Source organism: Sediminihabitans luteus (assembly GCF_002797595.1).
Lineage (GTDB): Bacteria > Actinomycetota > Actinomycetes > Actinomycetales > Cellulomonadaceae > Paraoerskovia > Paraoerskovia lutea.
The window spans coordinates 1-22,434 of the sequence record NZ_PGFE01000002.1 but is presented as its reverse complement, the minus strand read 5'-3'; the positions used below and the strand labels follow the sequence as shown (position 1 = coordinate 22,434).

19 protein-coding genes are annotated in these 22,434 nt (G+C 72.4%); 3 read left to right on the top strand and 16 right to left on the bottom strand.

The window, feature by feature from the left end:
- Positions 1–32: 32 nt before the first annotated feature.
- The 9 genes from CLV28_RS06190 to ilvD (CLV28_RS06150) all read right to left on the bottom strand — a co-directional run bounded on the left by CLV28_RS06190 (position 33) and on the right by ilvD (CLV28_RS06150) (position 9,830).
- Entirely contained in the window at positions 33–674 is a 642-nt protein-coding gene (locus tag CLV28_RS06190) for an ASCH domain-containing protein (RefSeq protein ID WP_100422472.1), read from the bottom strand.
- Between the two features lie 7 nt (positions 675–681).
- Entirely contained in the window at positions 682–1,221 is a 540-nt protein-coding gene (locus CLV28_RS06185) for a GNAT family N-acetyltransferase (RefSeq protein ID WP_239073378.1), read from the bottom strand.
- A gap of 172 nt (positions 1,222–1,393) precedes the next feature.
- Positions 1,394–2,419 carry a ketol-acid reductoisomerase gene (ilvC, locus tag CLV28_RS06180; protein ID WP_100422470.1) on the bottom strand — a complete coding sequence of 342 codons (1,026 nt, stop codon included), beginning with the start codon at positions 2,417–2,419 and terminating at the stop codon, positions 1,394–1,396.
- A 93-nt stretch (positions 2,420–2,512) separates the two neighbouring features.
- Positions 2,513–3,037 (bottom strand): acetolactate synthase small subunit, encoded by a 525-nt coding sequence (ilvN, locus tag CLV28_RS06175; protein WP_100422469.1) that lies wholly within the window; start codon positions 3,035–3,037, stop codon positions 2,513–2,515.
- Between the two features lie 20 nt (positions 3,038–3,057).
- Entirely contained in the window at positions 3,058–4,953 is a 1,896-nt protein-coding gene (locus CLV28_RS06170) for an acetolactate synthase large subunit (RefSeq protein WP_100422468.1), read from the bottom strand.
- 309 nt (positions 4,954–5,262) lie between these two features.
- On the bottom strand, positions 5,263–6,384 hold the full coding sequence (locus CLV28_RS06165; RefSeq protein WP_100422467.1) for an ABC transporter permease subunit: 1,122 nt from the start codon (positions 6,382–6,384) through the stop codon (positions 5,263–5,265).
- Positions 6,381–7,376, bottom strand: coding sequence for an ABC transporter ATP-binding protein (locus CLV28_RS06160; protein WP_100422466.1), 996 nt, complete (start codon positions 7,374–7,376; stop codon positions 6,381–6,383). The genes CLV28_RS06165 and CLV28_RS06160 overlap by 4 nt, the downstream gene beginning before the upstream one ends.
- An 82-nt stretch (positions 7,377–7,458) precedes the next feature.
- A complete protein-coding gene (locus CLV28_RS06155) occupies positions 7,459–8,070 on the bottom strand; it encodes a pyridoxamine 5'-phosphate oxidase family protein (protein WP_100422465.1) in 612 nt (203 codons plus the stop codon).
- Between the two features lie 50 nt (positions 8,071–8,120).
- Entirely contained in the window at positions 8,121–9,830 is a 1,710-nt protein-coding gene (ilvD, locus tag CLV28_RS06150) for a dihydroxy-acid dehydratase (protein ID WP_100422464.1), read from the bottom strand.
- 130 nt (positions 9,831–9,960) lie between these two features.
- Here ilvD (CLV28_RS06150) and CLV28_RS06145 point away from each other — a divergent pair, with 130 nt between their 5' ends.
- Entirely contained in the window at positions 9,961–10,641 is a 681-nt protein-coding gene (locus CLV28_RS06145) for a TIGR00266 family protein (RefSeq protein ID WP_203968310.1), read from the top strand.
- A 120-nt stretch (positions 10,642–10,761) separates the two neighbouring features.
- On the opposite strand, the gene ilvD (CLV28_RS06140) is transcribed toward CLV28_RS06145, so the two are convergent.
- Entirely contained in the window at positions 10,762–12,624 is a 1,863-nt protein-coding gene (gene ilvD / locus CLV28_RS06140) for a dihydroxy-acid dehydratase (RefSeq protein WP_100422462.1), read from the bottom strand.
- A 384-nt stretch (positions 12,625–13,008) separates the two neighbouring features.
- On the opposite strand from ilvD (CLV28_RS06140), the gene CLV28_RS06135 reads away from it, so the two are divergent.
- A complete protein-coding gene (locus CLV28_RS06135) occupies positions 13,009–13,626 on the top strand; it encodes a DoxX family membrane protein (RefSeq protein WP_203968309.1) in 618 nt (205 codons plus the stop codon).
- A gap of 4 nt (positions 13,627–13,630) precedes the next feature.
- On the opposite strand, the gene CLV28_RS06130 is transcribed toward CLV28_RS06135, so the two are convergent.
- A complete protein-coding gene (locus tag CLV28_RS06130; RefSeq protein ID WP_100422461.1) occupies positions 13,631–15,250 on the bottom strand; it encodes a peptide MFS transporter in 1,620 nt (539 codons plus the stop codon).
- Between the two features lie 110 nt (positions 15,251–15,360).
- On the opposite strand from CLV28_RS06130, the gene CLV28_RS06125 reads away from it, so the two are divergent.
- The gene (locus CLV28_RS06125; RefSeq protein WP_203968308.1) at positions 15,361–16,839 is read left to right on the top strand and encodes a cryptochrome/photolyase family protein; all 1,479 of its coding nucleotides are present in this window, start codon (positions 15,361–15,363) and stop codon (positions 16,837–16,839) included.
- Positions 16,840–17,031: 192 nt separating this feature from the next.
- On the opposite strand, the gene CLV28_RS06120 is transcribed toward CLV28_RS06125, so the two are convergent.
- The 5 genes from CLV28_RS06120 to CLV28_RS06100 are packed head-to-tail and all read right to left on the bottom strand — an operon-like array spanning position 17,032 to position 22,090.
- Positions 17,032–17,607: a GNAT family N-acetyltransferase gene (locus CLV28_RS06120; RefSeq protein ID WP_100422460.1), complete on the bottom strand. Its 576-nt coding sequence runs from the start codon at positions 17,605–17,607 to the stop codon at positions 17,032–17,034.
- Positions 17,608–17,655: 48 nt separating this feature from the next.
- Complete coding sequence (gatB, locus tag CLV28_RS06115) at positions 17,656–19,158, bottom strand: Asp-tRNA(Asn)/Glu-tRNA(Gln) amidotransferase subunit GatB (protein ID WP_100422459.1); 1,503 nt, start codon at positions 19,156–19,158, stop codon at positions 17,656–17,658.
- Entirely contained in the window at positions 19,155–20,672 is a 1,518-nt protein-coding gene (gatA, locus tag CLV28_RS06110) for an Asp-tRNA(Asn)/Glu-tRNA(Gln) amidotransferase subunit GatA (RefSeq protein WP_100423042.1), read from the bottom strand. Before gatA ends, gatB begins: the two co-directional genes overlap by 4 nt.
- Positions 20,672–20,968 (bottom strand): Asp-tRNA(Asn)/Glu-tRNA(Gln) amidotransferase subunit GatC, encoded by a 297-nt coding sequence (gene gatC / locus CLV28_RS06105; protein WP_100422458.1) that lies wholly within the window; start codon positions 20,966–20,968, stop codon positions 20,672–20,674. The genes gatA and gatC overlap by 1 nt, the downstream gene beginning before the upstream one ends.
- Positions 20,969–20,977: 9 nt before the next feature.
- Positions 20,978–22,090, bottom strand: coding sequence for a DUF368 domain-containing protein (locus CLV28_RS06100; protein WP_239073377.1), 1,113 nt, complete (start codon positions 22,088–22,090; stop codon positions 20,978–20,980).
- Between the last annotated feature and the right edge of the window lie 344 nt (positions 22,091–22,434).

Below are 22,434 nucleotides of genomic sequence, written 5' to 3'. Positions count from 1 at the left end.
CCGCAGCTCGCGGCGGGCTCGACCCGGGCGAGTCAGGACCCGGGCGCGGGCTCGGGCTCGGGACCGGCGGCGAACCGCACCTCGAGCCGCTCGCACACCACGAGGACGTCGTCGCCGCCCAGGTCGGCGTGCGCGGCGCGCCACGCGGCGACCGCGTCCTCGTCACCGACCGAATCGCCGCCGACTGCGTCCTCGCCGACCGAAGCGCCGCCGATCGAATCGTCGTCGCCGACCGAATCGTCACCGCCGACCGTCGGCCGCGCGGTCTCCCCGCCCAGGTCGGCGCGCGCGAACTCCGCACCGACCTCGGCGAACGGCACGACGTCGACCGCGACGGTCCGCACGAGCGCGCGCGGGGCGCCCGCGGCGTCGAGCAGGATCGCGAGGTCGCCCACGGCCGGGAGCTCGTCGTCCGAGGCGTAGTCGGTGCGTGCCGACGAGAGCCCCGTGCGGCGGCCGTCGACCACCGCGTCGAGCATCGCGTCCGCAGCGGCGTCGTCCCCGAAGCTCCACGCCTCGGGCGGGATCGTCTCGGTCACGCCGTAGCCGGTGAGCACCGCGATCGTCCCGAGACGGGCGCGCGAGCGGGCGGCCTCCCAGAACGCCAGGATGGACTCGGCCTGCTGCTGGTCGCCCGCGACGTCGCCGTCGGGTCCGCTCGTCTCGTCGGTCATGCCCGCATCATGCCAGAGCGCGTCGCGGCAGGTCCGCGCGGAGCAGGATCCCCTCGCCGCCGTCGAACAGGACCCCACGGAACCCGGCCCCGCGGGCGACCTCGACGAACCCGAACCGGGCGTGCAGCGCGAGCGACGCGAGGTTGCGGGCGTTCACGACGTACCACGCGACGTCCGCCCGCTCGGCGACCCAGTCCAGCCGGGCCTGCGTCAGTGCGTGCCCGGCACCCCGACGTCGGGCCGCGGGGTGCACCGTGACGCCGCCGAGGTAGTGCCCCCCGGGCGCCACGGGGTCGGGGTCCGTGTACCGGTGGGTCTTCGCCCAGCCGACCAGCGCGCCGTCCACGACCGCGACCACCAGACAACGGTCCGGGTCGTCGATCACGGCCGCGAGCGCGTCGGCGTGCACCTCCTCGCGCTGCGCGGCCTCCTGCACCTCGCGGATCGCGTCGAGGTCACCCGTGGTCGCGGCGCGCACCATGACCGGGCCGCTCGGCCGCGCGCGCGGCGGGTCCGGCTCGAACCGAGCGAATCCCGGGGGTGTCATGCCCTCGACCGTAGCCGCCACGACGGGGCGCACGCAGGCGGGCGCGCGCTCCGGGGAGGACGCAGACGCGCGGACGCCGACGGGCGGGCGACCCGCAGGTCGCCCGCCCGTCAGAGGTGGTGCTCGGTCGTACCGTTCGGTCGTGCCGACCGGCGCGGCCGGTCGAGGCAGGTCAGCGCGCGACCGAGCCCTCGGTGTAGTCGTCGCCCGACTTCGCCCACGAGAACATCTTGCGCAGCTCGCGGCCCGTGGCCTCGATCGGGTGCGCCTCGCCCTTGGCGCGCAGCGCCTTGAACTCGGGCGCGCCGGCGTCCTGGTCCTCGATGAAGCGCGTCGCGAACGCCCCCGACTGGATGTCGGCGAGCACGGCCGCCATGTTCTGCTTGACGCTCGGGTCGATCACGCGCGGGCCCGAGACGTAGTCGCCGTACTCGGCGGTGTCGGAGACCGACCAGCGCTGCTTGGCGATGCCGCCCTCCCACATGAGGTCGACGATGAGCTTGAGCTCGTGGAGCACCTCGAAGTAGGCGATCTCGGGCTGGTAGCCCGCCTCGCTCAGCGTCTCGAACCCGTACTGGACGAGCTGCGACACGCCGCCGCAGAGCACGGCCTGCTCGCCGAACAGGTCGGTCTCGGTCTCCTCGGTGAAGGTCGTCTTGATGACGCCCGCACGCGTGCCGCCGATCGCCTTGGCGTACGAGAGCGCGATGTCCCAGGCCTGGCCCGAGGCGTCCTTCTCGACCGCGATGATGTCGGGGATGCCGCGGCCGGCGACGAACTCGCGGCGCACCGTGTGGCCCGGGGCCTTGGGGGCGACGAGGATCACGTCGACGCCCTCGGGCGCCTCGATGTAGCCGAAGCGGATGTTGAAGCCGTGCGCGAACGCGAGCGTCTTGCCGGCGGCGAGGTGCGGCTTGACCTCGTCGTTGTAGATCGAGCGCTGGTGCTGGTCCGGCGCGAGGATCATGATCAGGTCGGCCCACTCGGCCGCGTCGGCGACGGTCTTGACCTCGAAGCCGTCCTCCTCGGCCTTGGCGATCGACTTCGAGCCCGCCTTGAGGGCGATGACGACGTTCACGCCCGAGTCGCGCAGGTTCTGCGCGTGCGCGTGCCCCTGGCTGCCGTATCCGACGATCGCGACCTTGCGCGCCTGGACGAGGGACAGGTCGGCGTTGTCGTCGTAGAACAGCTCTGCCACGATGTTTCTCCTTGTGCTCAGTGGGTGTCATCGAAGGATGCCACCCTCGGTGCTGCGGTGGGGGTGTGTCTCAGCGGGCGCGGGGCGCCCGTGTCATGCGGTGCGCGCGACGCGCTCGAGGGCCCGGTCGGTGATCGAGCGGGCGCCGCGGCCGATGGCCACGGTCCCCGACTTCACGATCTCACGGACGCCGTAGGGCTCGAGCGCCACGAGCAGCGCCGCGAGCTTCTCGGGGTTCCCGGTCGCCTCGATCGTCACGGCGTCGGGGACGACGTCGACGACCTTGGCCCGGAACAGCTCGACGACCTCGAGCACGCCCGTGCGGTTGGCGCCGTCGGCGCGGACCTTGACGAGCATGAGCTCGCGCTGGACCGAGGTCGGCTGCTCGAGCTCGACGATCTTGATCACGTTGACGAGCTTGTTGAGCTGCTTGGTGACCTGCTCGAGCGGGTTCTGCTCGACGTCGACCACGACCGTGATGCGCGAGAGCTCCTCGTGCTCGGTCGGCCCGACGGCGAGCGAGTGGATGTTGAACGCGCGACGGGCGAACAGGCCGGCGACGCGCGTGAGCACGCCGGGCTTGTTCTCCACGAGCACGGAGAGGGTGTGACGGGACATGGCTGGATCTCTCCCCGGTCTCAGTCTTCGCGGTCCCACGCGGGCGAGATGCCGCGTGCGTACTGGATGTCGTCGTTGCTCACGCCGGCGGCGACCATGGGCCACACCATCGCGTCGCGCGAGACGTTGAAGTCGATGACGACGGGTCGGTCGTCGATCTCCATGGCGCGCTTGATCGCGGCGTCGACGTCGCCCTCGTGCTCGACCCGGATGCCCTCGGCGCCGTAGGCGTCGGCGAGCTTGACGAAGTCGGGCACGCGCTGCGTGCCGCGGCCCGTGTGCAGGTCGGTGTTCGAGTAGCGCTTGTCGTAGAACAGCGTCTGCCACTGGCGCACCATGCCGAGCGACGAGTTGTTGATCAGCGCGACCTTGATCGGGATCTCGTTGATCGTGCAGGTCGCGAGCTCCTGGTTGGTCATCTGGAAGCAGCCGTCGCCGTCGATCGCCCACACGGTCTTGTCGGGCATGCCGACCTTGGCGCCCATGGCCGCGGGGATCGAGTAGCCCATGGTGCCGAGGCCGCCCGAGTTGAGCCAGGTGCGCGGGTGCTCGTAGCGGATGAACTGCGCGGCCCACATCTGGTGCTGGCCGACGCCCGCGACGTAGATCGACTCGGGCCCCGAGATCTCGCCGAGGCGCTGGATCACGTGGTGCGGCGACAGGTGGCCGTCGTCGGGCTCGGCGTACCCGAGCGGGTAGGTCTCGCGCCAGTCGTCGATCTGTCGCCACCAGGCCCCGAGGTCGGGCTTGCCCTGCACCGCGTGCTCGCGCTCGAGCTCGGGCAGCAGGTCGGCGATGACCTCCTTGAGGTCGCCGACGATCGGCACGTCGACCTCGCGGTTCTTGCCGATCTCGGCGGGGTCGATGTCGGCGTGGATCGTCGCGGCGTGGGGCGCGAACGACGAGAGCAGGCCGGTCACGCGGTCGTCGAAGCGCGCGCCGAGCGCGACCACGAGGTCGGCCTTCTGCAGCGCCGCGACCGCGGGGACCGTGCCGTGCATGCCGGGCATCCCGAGGTTCTGCGGGTGCGAGTCGGGCAGCGCGCCGCGGGCCATGAGCGTCGTGACGACGGCCGCGCCCGAGGCGTCCACGAGGCGGCGCAGCTCGGCCGAGGCGTTCGCCCGGATCGTGCCGCCGCCCACGTAGAGCACGGGCCGCTTGGCCGACGCGATGAGGCGAGCGGCCTCCTTGATCTGCTTGCTGTGCGGCTTGGTCACCGGGTGGTAGCCGGGCAGCTGGAGCTCCTGCGGCCACGAGAACGTGGTCGTGGCCTGCATGGCGGACTTCGCGATGTCGACCAGCACGGGGCCGGGGCGGCCCGACGCCGCGACGTGGAACGCCTCGGCGATCACGCGCGGGATCTCGGCCGGGTCGGTCACGAGGTAGTTGTGCTTGGTGATCGGCAGAGTGATGCCGACGATGTCGGCCTCCTGGAACGCGTCCGTGCCGATGAGCGAGGCGCCGACCTGGCCCGTGATCGCGACGAGCGGGATCGAGTCCATGTTCGCGTCGGCGATCGGGGTCACGAGGTTGGTCGCGCCGGGGCCCGAGGTCGCCATGGTCACGCCGACCTTGCCGGTCGCGTGCGCGTAGCCGGACGCCGCGTGGCCGCCACCCTGCTCGTGGCGCACGAGGATGTGCCGCAGGCGGGTCGAGTCCATGAGCGGGTCGTACGTGGGCAGGATAGCGCCGCCGGGGATGCCGAAGACCGTGTCGACCCCGACCTCCTCGAGCGAGCGGACGATCGACTGCGCGCCCGTGACCTGCTCGGTGGGGACGTGCGCTCCGCCGCTCGTGCGGGGGGCCGCGGCCGTGCGGCCGCGCGGGCTCGCGGTCGCGGGCGACGGCTTCGCCGCGAGCGACGAGGGCGTCGGTGCGCCGGGCCGTGCCGGAGCCGGGGAAGGACCCTGGACCATCGGTATCTCCTTGGTAGGGGTCGTGCTGACCGTGCTGTGTGCTGACATGAAAAAACCCCGGGAACCCAGGTCAGGGTTCTTCGGGGTGAGCGCGCTGACGAGACCTGACGGGCTTGGCCTCAGCCGGCGCGCTCAGGAAGTACTACGAGGAGGATCGTCTGCACGCTGCTCACAGTACGCCGATCCCCGGCGCGTGTCATCCTTCGGGAGCGCGGTCCCATCAGGTGAGACCGTCGGACGACGCAGGGCCGGGATCGCGCGGATCCCGGCCCTGCGTCGTCCGCCAGGGTGCGGCTCAGCCGGCGGCGGTCACCCGACGTCTCGGCGGCGGAACACGAGCACCGCGAAGAGCGTCACGACCACCGCGACCGCGCCGAGGACGATGCCGCCGTGGGCCGTCGACACCGCGTAGTTCACGCCCTCGCAGATCTCGCCCTGCGTGTCGTCGACGACGCAGCGGGTGACCTGGTAGTTCGTCCCGCCCTGGATCCACGCGACCAGGTTGGTCGAGAGCAGGTAGGGCGTGAGCGCCGAGACCTGCATGGCCAGCCCGAGGATGAACTCGGCGACCACGAACCAACCGACCACGACGCCCGCGACGATCGCGGTGTGCCGCAGGAGGATGCCGAGCGACGCCCCGACCACGGCCGCGACGACCGCGGCGACGAGGGCACGGGCCATGCCGCCCGCGAAGTAGCCCCACTGCTCGGAGCCCATGGTGCCGTAGGCGTCGTGCAGGCCGTAGGCCGCGTACGACCCGAGGCCCGCGACCGCGATCCCGACCAGGGCGATCGGCAGCGTGCCGAGCGCGGCACCGGACGCCTTGGACCAGAACACCCGCCGGCGGCGCGGCTCGAACGTGAGCCAGTTCGAGATCGCGCCCGAGCTCATCTCCGCCGCAGTGAAGGTCACGCCCGTGACGAGACCGAGGAGCACGAAGACCGGCAGCAGCGTCAGCACGTTCCCGACACCGGACCACGACGCGCCCTCGACGGCCTCCATGCCGACGAGCGGCTCGGACCGCAGCTCGGCGGGGAGGTCCTCGACCGGCGTCCCGTTGTACGGCGAGAGCTCCGGCCCCTCGACCGCCTCGGGCTCGTCCCACCCGAACTCCGACGGCGGGCCGATCCAGTCCTCGAAGTCGCCCACGGAGTAGGCCTCCTCGGTGCAGCCCCATTCCTCGTCGCTCAGCCCCTGCTCCTCGGCCTGGGCCCTGCAGTCCTCGAGGTACTGCGCGCCGTTCTCCGCGTAGTCGGCGACCGTGGCGTCGTAGTCGGCACGCATCATGGCGACCTGGTCCTCGGGCATCGGCGCGCTCTGGACGTACGCGCCGACCGCGACGAGCCCCGCGATCACCAGGGTCCCGACGGCGATCCAGCGGATCAGCAGGCGCGAACGGAAGCGCCACAGCTCTGCACGCAGGAGCCTCATGCTGCCTCCCCTCCCTGGTCGCCGGGCTGTCGGGCGCCGGCGCCCGCGAACGCGATCTCGTGGCTCGCGCCCGGGCCGTCGTCGCCCGTGAGCTCGAGGAACACCGACTCGAGGTCGGCCCGCACGGGAACGAGCTCGCTCAGGTAGAGGCCGCGGTCGGCGAGCACGCGTGTGACGTGCGACGACTCCGCGACCCCGTCGACCACGAGCACGCCCGCGTCGTCGCGCACCGCGTAGCCGGCCTCGACGAGAGCGAACGTCGCAGCCGAGGTGTCGGTGATGCACAGGCGCACGCTCTGCGTGCTCGCCCCGATGAGGTCGGCCACGCGCCCCTGCGCGACGAGCGTGCCGCGCGAGACGATCGACACCGTGTCGGCGACCTGCTCGACCTCGCCGAGGATGTGGCTGCTCACGAGCACGGTCTTGCCACGGTCGGCGAGCGAGCGCATGGTGCTGCGGATCTCCTTGATCCCCGCCGGGTCGAGCCCGTTGGTGGGCTCGTCGAAGATCAGCAGATCAGGGTCCTTGAGCAGCGTCGCGGCGATCGCGAGCCGCTGCTTCATGCCGAGCGAGTACCCGCGGAACTTGTCCTTCGCGCGCTCGGTCAGCCCGACCTCGGCCAGCACGCGGTCGACCTCGGTGCGCGGGGCGCCGATCCCGGTCGCGAGCAGCTCGAGGTTCCGTCGCCCGCTGAACGCGGGGTAGAACTTGGGCGACTCGACGATCGCGCCCACGCGGTCGATCACCGCGGGCAGGTCCCGGGGCACCTCGTGCCCGAAGATCTGCGCCGAGCCGGAGTCGGGGCGGATCAGCCCCAGCAGCATCCGGATCGTCGTCGTCTTGCCCGAGCCGTTGGGCCCGAGGAACCCGTGCACTCCCCCGACCGGCACGTCGAGGTCGAGGCCCTGGACCCCGACCGACCTCCCCTGCCGCGTGCGGTAGGTCTTGCGCAACCCCCGCGTGGAAATCGCGAGCTGGTGCTCGTCCCCCATCGATCCTCCTGATGTCGTGCGCACCGATTCGTCCGGTGCGTCACGCATCCTAGGGTCCGGGGTGCGCCGGCCACGTCATCCCTCAGGTGGACCTCGGCGCGGGCCGACTCATTCCGTCGTCGGGGGTCTCGACCGCCGGGAGAGGGTCGTCGTCGAACGCCCGCAGCCCGTCGATGCTCGTGCGGTTCTTGCGGCTGCGGTACTCGGCCTGCCCCTGCGCGCCCTTGCGCTCCATGAACGCCGGCAGCAGCTCGCGCTCGCCGACGTGCGCGTAGACGGGAACGCCGTACCCGCAGGAGTCCGAGACGCGGTCGACGTCGACCACGATCACCGCACGCGCACCCCGCAGCTCGTCGAACCGGGGCGTCCAGTGCGCGAACTCGGCGTCGTGCAGCGAGACCACGCGCCCGCGCCCGTGCAGCCGCACGATGTTCGGCGGCCCCTCGAACGCGCAGAACATGAGGGTGATGCGCCCGTTCTGGCGCAGGTGCGCGATCGTCTCGGCCCCGCTCGCGGTGACGTCGAGGTACGCGACCGTGCGCTCGTCGACGACGACGAACGTGCCCGCGATGCCCTTGGGCGAGAGGTTCACGTGTCCGCCGTCGCCGCTCGGAGCGGTCGCGACGAAGAACATGTGCTGGGCCTCGACGAACTCCCGGACCCCCGGGTCGATGCACGCGTGGACGGTCGACATGGCAGCACGCTGCTCCTGCGCCGCGGGCGCGTCAACCCCGTCTCACGCGGCTACTCGAGGATCGCGCCGCGCGAGGCCGACGTGACGAGCTTCGAGTACTTGGCGAGCACGCCGCGCGTGTACCCGTGCCCGAGCGGCGCCCAGCCCTCGCGACGGCGCGCGAGCTCGGCGTCGTCCACCAGGAGGTCGAGCGTCTTGGCCGCGACGTCGAGGCGGATCCGGTCGCCGTCGCGCACGAACGCGACCGGGCCGCCGTCGACCGCCTCAGGGGCCACGTGGCCCACGCACAGGCCCGTCGTGCCGCCCGAGAAGCGACCGTCGGTGAGCAGCAGCACGGTCTTGCCGAGGCCCGCGCCCTTGATCGCTCCGGTGATCGCGAGCATCTCGCGCATCCCGGGGCCGCCCTTGGGGCCCTCGTACCGGATCACGACGACGTCGCCGTCCGTGATCGTGCCGTCCTCGAGCGCGTCGAGCGCGGCCCGCTCACGCTCGAACACGCGCGCGGTGCCCTCGAACACGTCCTCGTCGAACCCCGCGGACTTGACGACCGCGCCCTCCGGGGCGAGCGACCCGCCCAGGATCGTGATCCCGCCCGTGCGGTGGATCGGGTCGTCGAGCGCGCGCAGGATCTTGCCGTCCGGGTCGGGCGGGTCGATGTCCGCGAGGTTCTCTGCCACCGTCCGGCCCGTGACGGTGAGGCAGTCGCCGTGCAGCAGGCCCGCGTCCAGGAGGGCCTTCATGACGACGGGCACCCCGCCGATCCGGTCGACGTCGTACATCACGTAGCGGCCGAACGGCTTGAGGTCGCCCAGGTGCGGCACCCGGCCGGCGATCCGGTCGAAGTCGTCGAGCGTGAGGTCGACCTCGGCCTCGTGCGCGATCGCGAGCAGGTGCAGCACCGCGTTGGTCGAGCCGCCGAACGCCATGACGACCGCGATCGCGTTCTCGAACGCCTCCTTGGTCATGATGTCGCGGGCCGTGATCCCGCGGCGCAGCAGCTCGACGACCGCCTCGCCCGAGCGCTGGGCGAACATGTCGCGGCGGCGGTCGGCCGAGGGTGGCGCGGCCGAGCCCGGCAGCGACATGCCCATGGCCTCGGCGACCGACGCCATGGTGTTCGCGGTGTACATCCCGCCGCACGCCCCCTCCCCCGGGCAGATCGCCCGCTCGATCCGGTCGAGGTCGCCCGTGCTCATGAGGCCGCGCGCGCACGCGCCGACGGCCTCGAACGCGTCGATGAGCGTGACGTCCTTCTCGGTGCCGTCCTCGAGCTTGACCCAGCCCGGCATGATCGAGCCCGCGTAGAGGAACACCGACGCGAGATCGAGCCGCGCCGCGGCCATGAGCATGCCCGGCAGCGACTTGTCGCAGCCCGCGAGCAGCACCGAGCCGTCGAGCCGCTCGGCCTGCATCACGGTCTCGACCGAGTCGGCGATCACGTCGCGGCTCACGAGCGAGAAGTGCATGCCCTCGTGACCCATCGAGATGCCGTCAGAGACCGAGATCGTGCCGAACTCGAGCGGGAACCCGCCGCCGGCGTGCACGCCGTTCTTGACGGCCTTCGCGAGCCGGTCGAGCGACAGGTTGCAGGGCGTGATCTCGTTCCACGAGCTCGCGACCCCGATCTGCGGCTTGGCGAAGTCGGCGTCGCCCAGGCCCACGGCGCGCAGCATGCCGCGCGAGGCCGTCGCCTCGATGCCGTCGGTCACCTGGCGTGAGCGGGGCTTGATGTCCGGGGTGCGTGCCGCGTCGGTCGTCATGCCGCCAGGCTATGACCGGGCGCACCTCCCGGCTCGTCGGGCGACCGTCCGCGGCGCGCACGCGCACGAGCGCTGCCATAGTGGACGCCAGCCCGCCCGAGCGTGGCGGGCACGACCCCCGGGAGGACACGTGCAGGTGCAGATCGAGGGCGGGCCGGCGTTCGCCTTCGCCCAGGTGAGCCTCCCCCCGGCCGGGTCGGTCCGCGTCGAGGCCGGCGCGATGGCGACCACGCGCGGCGACGTGCAGGTCACGACGTCGACGCGCGGCGGGTTCATGAAGGGACTGCGACGCTCCCTCGGCGGCGAGAGCTTCTTCGTCAACGACTTCACGTCGTCGACCGGCGGGACGGTCGGCGTCGCCGCGGCGCTGCCGGGCGACGCGACGCTGGTGCCGCTCGCGGGCGACGAGATCCTGGTCCAGTCGGGCGGCTGGCTCGCGTCCGACCCCGGCGTCGAGGTCGACTCCCGGTGGGGAGGCGCGAAGGGTTTCTTCTCGGGCGCCGGGCTCGTCCTCCTGCGCTGCTCGGGCCAGGGAGACCTGCTCGTCGCCGCGTACGGCGGGATCCTCGTGCACACGCTCGCGCCGGGCGAGTCGATGACGGTCGACACCGGTCACGTCGTCGCGTTCGACGCGACGGTCCGCTACACGATCCGCAAGGCCGGCTCCTGGAAGACCACGCTGCTCGGCGGCGAGGGGCTCGTCGGCGAGTTCACCGGCCCGGGGCGCGTGTGGATCCAGACGCGCAGCACGTCCGACCTCATCGGCTGGCTCGACGCCCGGCTCCCGCGGCACAACGGCTCGTCGTCCTGAGGACGACGGCCGGGCCGTGACCGGCGGGGCCCGAGCACGCCCCGCCGGTCACGGCACCGCCGGTCACCGCACCGCTGGTCACCGCCCCGACGTCTGCTGCACAGCCGGTCGCGCCCGGCGTCAGCGCCGCGTGATGAGCGAGACGTCGCGCACCGCGCCGCGGTCGGCCGACGTCGCCATGGCGGCGTACGCCTGCAGCGCGGGCGAGACGTAGCGGTCGCGGTCGACGGGCTGCCACGGGTTCTCGCGGGCCTCCATCTTGGCGCGACGCTCGGCGAGCACCTCGTCGCTCACGTTGATGCGGATGAGCCGGGTGTCGACGTCGATCTCGATCTCGTCGCCGTCCTCGACCAGACCGATCGTGCCGCCCGCGGCGGCCTCGGGCGAGACGTGCCCGACCGAGATACCGCTCGACCCGCCCGAGAACCGGCCGTCGGTGATGAGCGCGCACACCTTGCCGAGCCCGCGGCCCTTGATGAACGACGTCGGGTAGAGCATCTCCTGCATGCCCGGCCCGCCCGCAGGGCCCTCGTAGCGCACGACGACGACGTGGCCGGGCTGGACCTGCTTGGTCAGGATCTTCTCGACGGCCTCGTCCTGCGACTCGCACACGAGGGCCGTGCCCACGAAGTGGAAGACGTCGGGGTCGACGCCCGCGGTCTTGAACACCGCGCCGTCCTCGGCGAGGTTGCCGCGCAGCACGGCGAGCCCGCCCTCGACCGTGTAGGCGTGCGCGAGGTCGCGGATGCACCCCTCGGCCGCGTCGGTGTCGAGCGACTCCCAGCGGTTCGACGTCGAGAACGCCTGCGTGGTGCGCACGCCGCCCGGGGCCGCGTGGAACAGCTCGACCGCACGGTCCGTGGCCTTGCCGCCGCGCACGTCCCAGTCGTCGAGCCAGGCGCGCAACGTCGGGGTGTGCACCGAGGTCACGTCGTGGTCGAGCAGCCCGGCACGGTCGAGCTCGCCCAGCAGCGCGGGGATCCCGCCCGCCCGGTGCACGTCCTCCATGTGGTAGTCCGGGTGGTTGGGGGCGACCTTCGACAGGCACGGCACCTGGCGGCTGATCCGCTCGATGTCGGTCAGGTCGAAGTCGATCTCGCCCTCCTGCGCGGCGGCGAGCACGTGCAGCACGGTGTTGGTCGAGCCGCCCATCGCGACGTCGAGCGCCATGGCGTTGCTGAACGCGGCCTTGGTCGCGATGTTCCGCGGCGCGGCGGAGTCGTCCTCGTCGTCGTAGTAGCGGCGCGCGAGGTCGACGATCGTGCGGCCTGCCTCGAGGAACAGCTCGCGGCGCGCGGAGTGCGTCGCGAGGGTCGAGCCGTTGCCGGGCAGCGACAGGCCGAGCGCCTCGGTCAGGCAGTTCATCGAGTTGGCGGTGAACATCCCGGAGCACGAGCCGCACGTGGGGCACGCGTTCTCCTCGACCTGCGCGAGCGCGGCGTCCGAGACGTTGTCGTCGGCCGCGTAGTTGATCGCGTTGATGAGGTTGAGGCTGGTCTTGGCGACGCCGTCCGCCACGATCGCCTTGCCGGCCTCCATGGGCCCGCCCGAGACGAAGATGACGGGGATGTTGAGGCGCAGCGCGGCGTTGAGCATGCCCGGCGTGATCTTGTCGCAGTTGGAGATGCAGACCAGGGCGTCGGCGCAGTGCGCGTTGACCATGTACTCGACCGAGTCGGCGATCAGGTCGCGGCTCGGCAGGGAGTAGAGCATGCCGGCGTGGCCCATCGCGATGCCGTCGTCGACCGCGATGGTGTTGAACTCCTTGGAGACGCCGCCGGCCTCGCGGATCGCCGACGCGACGAGGTCGCCCATGTCCTTGAGGTGCACGTGCCCCGGGACGAACTGCGTGTACGAGTTCGCGATCGCGATGATCGGCTTGCCGAAGTCCTCCGAGCCCATGCCGGTCGCGCGCCACAGGGCGCGCGCTCCCGACATGTTGCGACCGTGGGTGGACGTCCTGGAGCGCAGGGGGCGGCTCATGGTGACTGCTCCTTCGACAAGCGGTTCCTCCGCCACGGCACGACCGTGGCGAGCGTGGCTCGGGTCGGACGCCGCAGGGCGGGCCTGGAGCGTCCGGCACCACCGCGCGTGGCGCGGCCCCGACAGCCTACGTCCGCCCGACGGGTGCTCGGGCGGACGTCCGCCATCCGACCCGGGGTGCCCGGGCGCCGTCGTCCGACCTAGGCGAAACCCCGCATGCGGGGACTCCGCCGACTGCGTGCGTGAAAACACTGCAACCGGCATGAATGCCTTGAAAGGGATGGATCGCCGTGCGACGGTGACGCGACCCCTGCGGCACGCACCACCCGGCGACCGTCCGGGACCTGCGTGCCGCGGGACGCCCACCCACGGAACGAGGAGCACATGAGCGACGAGACCCTGACCGGCCGCCAGACGCCCGCCCCGGCCACCGACCGCCCGGCACCCGCCACCGCCACGGCCCCGCAGGACGACCCGACGGGCCGGACCGTGCACGCCGCCGAGCCCGGGACGACCGCGCTCCCGCCACGCTCGGTCGCGCTGCTGCGCATCGCGCTCGCGGTCGTGTTCCTGTGGCCCGTGGCCGACAAGACCTTCGGGCTCGGGTACGCCACGCCGTCCGAGCGCGCCTGGGTCGCCGGCGCACCGCCCACCCAGGGCTACCTCGCGAACGTCTCGGGCCCCGCGGCCGACGTCTTCGCGTCGATGGCGGGACCCGTGACCGACTGGGCGTTCATGCTCGGCATGCTCGCGACCGGTCTCGCCCTGCTCCTCGGGATCGGCCTGCGCGTCGCCGCGTGCTCGGGCGTCGCGCTCATGGCACTGCTGTGGGTCACGGCGTGGCCCGTCGCGCCGGGCTCGCACAACCCGATCGTCGACGAGCACGTGCTCGTGGCGATCGCGGTCGTCGCCATGGCGGCGACGCGCGCGGGCGACCGCTGGGGCCTGGGCCGCGCGTGGGCCGGCTCCGGGATCCCCGGCGCGCGCGGCTGGATGCGCTGACCGCTCAGGCCTTCGGGCCCGCAGGACCGCCGGGGCCCGTCGAGCCCTGGCCGCCCTCGCTGCCGCCGAAGCCCTCGTCGCCGGCCGCCCCCTCGGGGGCGGCCGACGCCGCGGCCCGCTCGAGCTCGTCGGCGTGCTTGATGTGCCGCGTGACCCACGGCGCGAGCAGCAGCAGGATCCCCGCGAAGACCATCGCCACGACACCGATCCAGCCGAAGTAGGCGGTGTCCGACACGCCCTCGGTCGCCTCGATCGTCTGCGCCGTGATCGCCTGGCCGGCAGCCGACGCGAGGAACCACAGCGCCATGGCCTGGCCGCGGAAAGCCTTGGGCGCGAGCAACGTCGTCGCGGCCAGGCCCACGGGCGACAGGCACAGCTCGCCGAGGGTCTGGATCACGTAGACGGTCACGAGCACCCACGGCGGGGCGAGCGTGCCCGAGAAGTGGGCCGACGCCGCGGAGAGGAACAGGAACGACGTCGCGGCGAGCGCGAGGCCGATCACGAACTTGTAGGCCGTCGGCGGCCGGTCGCCCGTCCTGGTCCAGATCCACGCGAACACGGGCGCCAGGAGGATGATCGACGCGGGGTTGATCGACTGGAAGAACGACGGCGAGAGCTCGATCCCCCACAGGTCCAGGTCGGTGCGCTCCTTCGCGAACGTCGCGAGCGTCGTCGCGGCCTGCTCGAAGATCATCCAGAAGAGCATCGCCGCGACGAACAGCGGGATGTACGCGAGCACGCGCGGGCGCTCGATGTCGGTCACGCGCTTCGAGCGGTACATGACCGTGAGCAGCACGACCGGCACCGCGAGCGCGAGGTACGACGTCGCGTCGATGAAGACGTCGACCCCGAACCCGCCCGCGACGACCACCGCGATCGCGGTCGCGACGAGGATCGCCCCGACCACGACCAGGCCCAGGCGGATCACCGCGGGCCGCTCCTCGGGCGTGATCGGGTTCGGCACGTCGGTGCCCGCGTCGCCCAGGTAGCGACCTCCCAGCACGAAGAACACGAGCGCGATCCCCATGCCGACCGCCGCGACCGAGAAGCCCGCGTGGTAGCCGCCCCATCGCTCGGCGATCCCGACGAGGAACGGCGCCGTGAACGAGCCGATGTTGATGCCCATGTAGAAGATCGAGAACGCGGGGTCGCGGCGCTCGTCGTCGCGCGCGTACAGCTCGCCGACCATCGACGACACGTTGGGCTTGAGCAGGCCGGTGCCGAGCGCGACGCACGCGATGCCGGACATCGAGAACCCGTAGCCGGGGATCGTCAGCAGCACGTGCCCCGCCGCGATGATCAACCCGCCCCACAGCACTGACCGGCGTGCGCCGATCACGCGGTCGGCGAGCCACCCGCCGACGATCGACAGCAGGTACACCGACGTGCCGTAGACCGCGACGAACGCCTCGCCCGTGGTCGTGTCGAACCCGAGCCCGCCGTTGGCCGCCGTGTCGGTCAGGTAGTACAGCAGGATCGCGCGCATGCCGTAGTAGCTGAACCGTTCCCACATCTCGGTGGTGAACAGCGTCATGAGACCGCGCGGGTGCCCGAAGAACCCCCGGTCGTCGTCGTGGACGGGTCGCCCCGCGGGCTCTGCGGGCACGGCGCCTGAGTGCGTCATAGGGGAACTCTGGCACCGGGCCCGCCCTCGTGCGACCGGACACGCACCCCGCCCCGGGGTTCGTCCGCCGTCGGACGGCGACCGGCCGGGCGACGTCCTACCGTGTCGGGGTGTCGATCCTCTGGTTCCGTCGTGACCTGCGCCTGGACGACCACCCCGCGCTCGTCGCGGCGGTGGCGGACGGCGCCCCCGTCGTCCCGCTCTACGTGCTCGACGACGCGCTGTGGCCGGCGGCGTCGGCCAACCGGCGCTCGCACCTCGCCCGGTCGCTCGCCGCGCTCGACGACGCGACGGGCGGGCGGCTCGTGGTGCGCCGGGGCGACCCCCGCGAGGTCGTGCCCGCGCTCGCGCGCGAGGTCGGGGCGAGCGAGGTGCACGTCTCGGCCGGCCACGAGCCCGCCGGGCGGCGGCGGGACCGTGACGTCGCGGCACGACTCGCCGAGCTGGACGTGCGGCTCGTGGCGACCGGGTCGCCGTACGCGGTCTCCCCCGGCCGCGTGCGCACGGGCGGCGGGACGCCGTACCAGGTGTTCACGCCCTTCCGTCGGGCGTGGCTCGACCACGGCTGGCGCGCGCCCGCACCCCGGCCCGAGGTCACGTGGGCCGACGTCCGCTCCGACGGCCTGCCCGCGGTCCCGGCGACGTCGGCCGACCTGCCCGAGGCGGGCGAGGCCGCGGCCCTCGCCCGCTGGCGGGAGTTCCTCGACGACGGGCTCGCCGGGTACGGCGAGGCCCGGGACCGCGCCGACCTCGACGGGACCTCGATGCTCTCGGTCCACCTCAAGTGGGGCGAGATCCACGCCCGCACGCTCCTCGCCGACCTCGCCGCGGCCCAGGCCGACGGCGCTCCCGCGGACGACGTCGCGACGTTCCGCTCGGAGCTGGCCTGGCGCGAGTTCCACGCCGACGTGCTGCACCACCATCCCGAGGCGTCCTCGGAGTCGCTGCGCGCCGTCGTGCCCGACGACGCGTGGGCCGACGGGCCCGACGCCGACGCCGCGTTCGAGGCCTGGGCGCGCGGGCGCACCGGCTACCCGTTCGTCGACGCCGGCATGCGGCAGCTGCTCGCCACGGGATGGATGCACAACCGCGTGCGCATGGTCGTCGCGTCGTTCCTCGTCAAGGACCTGCACCTGCCGTGGCAGCGCGGCGCGGCGCACTTCATGGCGCACCTCGTCGACGGCGACGTGCCGCAGAACCAGCTCAACTGGCAGTGGGTCGCCGGGACCGGACGCGATGCCGCACCGTACTTCCGGGTGTTCAACCCGGTGGCGCAGGGCCTGCGGTTCGACCCCGACGGCGACTACGTGCGCCGCTGGGTGCCCGAGCTGCGGGCGCTGCGAGGCAAGGCCGTGCACGAACCCTGGAAGCACCGCGCCGACGACGCACCCGACGACCTGTTCGCGGCCGCGGACCGCTCGGTCGAGGACGACGACCCGGGCCCGCGCCGTGACGCCGACGGCTCGCCGGCGTCGGGTCCGCGCCACCCTGACCCGTACCCGGCACCGATCGTGGACCACGCGCACGAGCGGCGCGTCGCGCTCGACGACTTCCACCGCGCGCGAGGGTCGGCGGACCCGGACCGCTGAGGTGCCCTGCGGGACTTGGGTGCGCGGCTCCGGGCTCCGGGCTCCGGGCTCCGGGCTCCGGGCTCCGGACCCGAGGTACTGGACGCCAGATACTGCACGCCAGATACCGCACGCCAGGCGCGGGAAGCGGAGTGCTGGACGCGGAGCGGTCCGGCTCGCCAGGTCAGGCGCTCGGGGGCGGGACGAGCGCGGTCAGAGCCCTGCGCGGAACTCGTCCTCGAGGATGCTCATCATGACGGCGTCGCAGAACCCGTCGCCGTCGCGGTAGGCGTCACGACGACGCCCCTCCTCGCGGAACCCGAGCGACTCGTAGAGCATGCGGGCGCGGGGGTTGATGCTCAGCACGTCGAGCTCGACCCGGTGCAGCCCGAGCCCGTCGGGCGCCGGGGCGAACGCGAACCCCAGCACCCGGTGGATCGCCTCGCGGCCGTAGCCGCGGCCCCGGTAGTTGGGCAGCAGCTGCAGGCGCAGGTTCGCCGAGCGCAGCGTCTCGTCGACCTCGTTGAGCACGATCTCGCCGATGAGCTCGTCGCTCAGCGGCTCGCCGTCGCGCAGCGCGCCGGGCGTGATCGCCCAGTCGTAGCGCCCCTCGCGGTCGGAGACCGTCGCCGCCCAGGCGTCGATCTCCGACCGCTCGAACGAGCGGGTCGTCCCGGTCTGCCACATGCCCTCGGGGTCCTGCAGGGACTCCCAGAGCCTGTCGGCGTCACGCGCCTCCATGGGTCGCAGGCGCATCATCTCGCCCTGGACCACGGGTCCACGCGTCATCGGGGTACCGCCCTCGTTCTCTCGCTGCTGGCTCGGTGCGCGGACGCGTCAGCCGAGTCGTTCCATGACGAGCTCGCGCACGCGGCCGGCGTCCGCCTGACCGCGCGTCGCCTTCATGACCGCACCGATGATCGCACCGACCGGGCCCATGTTGCCGCCCTTGATCTTCTCGACCAGGTCGGGCTGCGCCACGAGCGCCGCGTCGATCGCCTCGAGCAGAGGACCGTCGTCCGAGACGACCTCGAGCCCGCGTGCCACGACGACCTGCTCCGGGTCGCCCTCGCCCGCCAGGACGCCCTCGAGCGCCTGGCGCGCGAGCTTGTCGTTGATGCGGCCCGAGTCGACCAGACCCTGGAGCTGCGCGATCTGCTCGGGCGTCACGGGGAGGTCCGCGAGCTCGAGCTCGTCGGTCTTCGCCTTGCGCGCGAGCTCGCCCATCCACCACTTGCGCGCCCCGGCGGCGCTCGACCCGGCCGCGACCGTGGCCTCGATGATCTCGACGGCCCCGGCGTTGACGACGTCGCGCATCTCCGCGTCCGCGTAGCCCCACTCCCCCTGCAGCCGACGACGACGGTCGGCCGGCATCTCGGGCAGCGACGCGCGGATCTCCTCGACCCATGCACGGCTGGGGGCGACCGGCACGAGGTCCGGCTCGGGGAAGTAGCGGTAGTCCTCGGCGTCCGACTTCACGCGGCCCGAGGTCGTGATCCCGGTGTCCTCGTGCCAGTGGCGCGTCTCCTGGATCACGGTGCCCGCGCCGTCGAGCACCGCGGCCTGCCGCGAGACCTCGTAGCGCACCGCACGCTCGACCGAACGGAACGAGTTCACGTTCTTGGTCTCGGTGCGCGTGCCGAGGGGCGCGTCAGGCGTCGCGCGCAGGGACAGGTTGACGTCGGCGCGCACGTTGCCGCGCTCCATGCGGGCCTCGGACACGTCGAGGGCGCGGAAGATGTCGCGCAGCGCGCGCACGTACGCGCGCGCCACCTCGGGCGCACGCGCCCCGGCGCCCTCGATGGGACGCGTGACGATCTCGACCAGGGGGATGCCCGCACGGTTGTAGTCGACCAGCGAGTACGCGGCGCCGTGGATGCGACCGCCCGAACCACCCACGTGGGTGTTCTTGCCGGCGTCCTCCTCCATGTGCGCGCGCTCGATCTCGACGCGGAAGATCTCGCCGTCGTCGAGCTCGACGTCGAGGTAGCCGTCGAACGCGATCGGCTCGTCGTACTGCGACGTCTGGAAGTTCTTCGGGACGTCCGGGTAGAAGTAGTTCTTGCGGGCGAACCGGCAGGACTCCGCGATCTGGCAGTTGAGCGCGAGACCGATCTTGATGGCCGACTCGACCGCCTTGCCGTTGACGACGGGCAGCGCACCGGGGAGCCCGAGCGACACGGGCGTCGTCTGCGTGTTCGGCTCGCCACCGAACTCGACCTCGGCCGCGCAGAACATCTTGGTGCGCGTCCCGAGCTCGACGTGCACCTCGATCCCGATCACGGGGTCGTAGCGTCGCACCGCCTCGTCGTACCCGACGAGATCCACCGCCGCGCTCATCGCTTCTCCTCCAGCTCGGGGGCCTTGGCCAGGATGGGCCCGCCCCACGTCGTCTCCAGCGCGTTCTCGAGCGCCGCGCCCACGCGGTACATCCGGTGGTCCTGCTTGGCCGGGGCCAGGATCTGGAACCCGACCGGCAGGCCGTCGTCCGACACGCCGTTCGGGACCGACAGCCCTGGGACGCCCGCGAGGTTCGCGGGGATCGTCGCGACGTCGTTGAGGTACATCGCGAGCGGGTCGTCGAGCTTGGACCCGAGCTCGAACGCCGTGGTCGGCGCGGTCGGCGAGACGAGCACGTCGACCTTCTCGAAGGCCGCGTCGAAGTCGCGCTGGATGAGCGTGCGGACCTTCTGCGCGCTGCCGTAGTAGGCGTCGTAGTAGCCCGCCGAGAGCGCGTACGTGCCGAGGATGACGCGGCGCTTGACCTCGTCACCGAAGCCGGCGCCACGCGTGGCCGACATGACACGCTCGGCGGTCACGGGGCCCTCCTCGGGCTCGACCCGCAGACCGAAGCGCATGCCGTCGAACTTCGCGAGGTTGCTCGAGGCCTCGCTCGGCATGATCAGGTAGTAGGCGCCGAGCGCGTACTCGAAGTGGGGGCACGAGACCTCGACGATCTCGGCGCCCAGCCCGCGCAGCACGTCGAGCGACTCCTCGAACCGAGCGCTGACGCCCGGCTGGTAGCCCTCGCCGCTGAGCTCGGTCACGACGCCGATCCTGACGCCCGCGAGGTCGCCCGCGGCGCCCTGCCGTGCGGCGTCGACGACCGGCGGCACGTCCTCGTCGATCGACGTCGAGTCGCGCGGGTCGTGCCCGCCCATGAGCTCGTGCAGCAGCGCCGAGTCGAGCACGGTCCGCGTGACAGGGCCTGCCTGGTCGAGCGACGACGCCATGGCGATGAGGCCGTAGCGCGAGATGCCGCCGTACGTCGGCTTGACGCCGACGGTGCCCGTGACGGCACCGGGCTGACGGATCGACCCGCCCGTGTCGGTCCCGACCGCGAGCGGCGCCTCGAAGGCCGCGACGGCGGCCGCCGAGCCACCGCCCGAGCCGCCGGGGATGCGCCCGAGGTCCCAGGGGTTGCGCGTCACGCCGTACGCGGAGTGCTCGGTCGACGAGCCCATCGCGAACTCGTCCATGTTGGTCTTGCCCAGGATCGGCATGCCCGCGGCGCGGATCTTCTCGACGAGCGTCGCGTCGTACGGCGGCACCCAGCCCTCGAGGATCTTCGAGCCTGCGGTCGTCGGCATCCCCTTGGTGACGACGACGTCCTTGATCGCGATCGGCACGCCCGCGAGCGGGTGGAGGTCCTCGCCCGCGGCGCGACGCGCGTCGACGTCGGCAGCGGTCGCGAGGGCTTCCTCGCCGTTGACGTGCAGGAACGCGTGGACGTCGGCCTCGACTGCGGCGATCCGGTCCAGGTGCGCCTGCGTGAGCTCGACGCTCGTGATCTCGCCCGCCGTCAGGCGCGCGGCCATCTCCGCGGCGCTGAGCCGCGTCAGGTCGTGGGTCATCATTCCTCCCCGAGGATCTGCGGGACGAGGAACCGACCGTCCTCGGACGCCGGGGCGCCGGCCATCACGTCGGCGACCGGAAGCGGCTCGGCGGGGACGTCGTCACGGTAGACGTTGGTCAGGGGCAGCGGGTGGCTCGTGGCGGGCACGTCGGGAGTGGCGACCTCGCTGACCTGGGCGATGGCGTCGACGATCACGTCGAGCTCGCCGGCCAGGCGGTCGACCTCGTCCGGAGCCAGGTCGATACGAGCGAGCGCCGCGACGCGCGCGACCTCGTCACGGGAGATGGTGGACATGCCAGCAGTCTAGAGGTTCTCGTCGCCGGGCCGACGACCGGCCTCCCCCGGACCCTGCGCGACGCCCCCGGACCCCGGGCCTCCCTCGACGCGGGCGCTCTCGGCACCGGTGGCGTGCTCGTGCGTCGCGGCGTGCTCGAGCGTCGGGTCGAGCGCCTCGCCGATCGGCTCGCCCGTGATCCTGCGCTCGAGGACGATCCCCGCGGCCACGACACCGAAGCCCACGAGGAACAGCACGACCGAGATCCCGAGGTGGTCGCCCGGTGCGAGAAGCCCCCGGTCGTCGTCCTGCCACGGCCACAGAGCCCGCAGGCTGCCGGCCATGATGCCGGTGAGAACCACGAGGGTCACGCGCCGGCGGTTCTCCAGGAGCCACTGCAGGAGCTTGACGATCGACGCGAGGCCGATGAGCGCCCCCACCGCGAACAGCCCGAGGTACCCGAGGTCCCGGTCGTTGACGGCGGCGAGCGTCGGCTCGTAGAGGCCGAAGGTCAGCAGCAGGAACGAGCCCGAGAGCCCCGGCAGGACGAGCGCCGACACAGCGATCGCGGCAGCCACGACGATCACGACGGGGGTGGCCTCGACGTGCGAGGGCGGGAGGCTCACGATGATGGCAGCCCCGACGGCCGAGACCAGCGCGACGCCGTAGTCGCCCAGGTGCCAGCCGTCACGGTCGTGGCGCGGCGAGCGGGCCTGTGCTGCCATCGACGCCGGAACCCAGAGCGAGGCGAGGACGAGCCCGAAGAACAGCGCACGCATCTGGACGGGGTACTCGTCGACCCACTGCTCCATGAAGTGCGACATGACCAGGAGCGCGGCGACCATGCCGATCGCGAGGGGGATCAGGACCTTCCAGGCCACGCGCGAGAGATCGGGGCGGGCCCGGTCGACACCACGTCCACGCACGATGTCGCTCACCGCGATGCGCACGCCGGACAGGAGGTGCCCGGCGGACGTCAGGACCGTCTCGTAGACGCCCGTCATGAGCGCGATCGTTCCGCCGCTGACACCGGGGACCGTCTCGGCCGTGCCGATGAGCGCACCGCGCACGACGTCCACGCCGTACCCGATCGGTCCGGAACGACGTTCCCCTGCGGTCGATCGTGCGTGCTTCACGCTCACCTCTGACTCTCCTGCCGGGCCTGCGCCCGTGTCGACGCGCCGAGCAGGAACGCTCGACGCAGGAACTCTATGCGGACGCGGATCGCCGCGAGCCTGCGCGGTGTGAAAGGTGTGTGCACATGACCGGCTCCAGGCAGAACAGCTCCGTCCAGGCAGAGCGAATCGTTCAGGCAGACAGGCCGTCGAGGCACGAGAGTTCTTCCGCCCGGACCGCCCGGGGGCCGGCGTGCAACACGCACGGGGGTATGACCAAAGGCCCACCCCGTGTGGGGTGGGCCTTTGGTGAATGGTTGTCCGGCGGCGTCCTACTCTCCCACCCCGTCTCCAGGGCAGTACCATCGGCG

Bases quoted from the DNA above. Each gene is read 5' to 3' on its own strand.
- CLV28_RS06190 (WP_100422472.1), bottom strand. From the start codon at position 674: ATGACCGACGAGACGAGCGGACCCGACGGCGACGTCGCGGGCGACCAG.
- CLV28_RS06185 (WP_239073378.1), bottom strand. From the start codon at position 1,221: ATGACACCCCCGGGATTCGCTCGGTTCGAGCCGGACCCGCCGCGCGCG.
- ilvN (WP_100422469.1), bottom strand. From the start codon at position 3,037: ATGTCCCGTCACACCCTCTCCGTGCTCGTGGAGAACAAGCCCGGCGTG.
- CLV28_RS06170 (WP_100422468.1), bottom strand. From the start codon at position 4,953: ATGGTCCAGGGTCCTTCCCCGGCTCCGGCACGGCCCGGCGCACCGACG.
- CLV28_RS06165 (WP_100422467.1), bottom strand. From the start codon at position 6,384: ATGAGGCTCCTGCGTGCAGAGCTGTGGCGCTTCCGTTCGCGCCTGCTG.
- CLV28_RS06160 (WP_100422466.1), bottom strand. From the start codon at position 7,376: ATGGGGGACGAGCACCAGCTCGCGATTTCCACGCGGGGGTTGCGCAAG.
- CLV28_RS06155 (WP_100422465.1), bottom strand. From the start codon at position 8,070: ATGTCGACCGTCCACGCGTGCATCGACCCGGGGGTCCGGGAGTTCGTC.
- ilvD (WP_100422464.1), bottom strand. From the start codon at position 9,830: ATGACGACCGACGCGGCACGCACCCCGGACATCAAGCCCCGCTCACGC.
- ilvD (WP_100422462.1), bottom strand. From the start codon at position 12,624: ATGAGCCGCCCCCTGCGCTCCAGGACGTCCACCCACGGTCGCAACATG.
- CLV28_RS06135 (WP_203968309.1), top strand. From the start codon at position 13,009: ATGAGCGACGAGACCCTGACCGGCCGCCAGACGCCCGCCCCGGCCACC.
- CLV28_RS06130 (WP_100422461.1), bottom strand. From the start codon at position 15,250: ATGACGCACTCAGGCGCCGTGCCCGCAGAGCCCGCGGGGCGACCCGTC.
- CLV28_RS06120 (WP_100422460.1), bottom strand. From the start codon at position 17,607: ATGACGCGTGGACCCGTGGTCCAGGGCGAGATGATGCGCCTGCGACCC.
- gatB (WP_100422459.1), bottom strand. From the start codon at position 19,158: ATGAGCGCGGCGGTGGATCTCGTCGGGTACGACGAGGCGGTGCGACGC.
- gatA (WP_100423042.1), bottom strand. From the start codon at position 20,672: ATGACCCACGACCTGACGCGGCTCAGCGCCGCGGAGATGGCCGCGCGC.
- gatC (WP_100422458.1), bottom strand. From the start codon at position 20,968: ATGTCCACCATCTCCCGTGACGAGGTCGCGCGCGTCGCGGCGCTCGCT.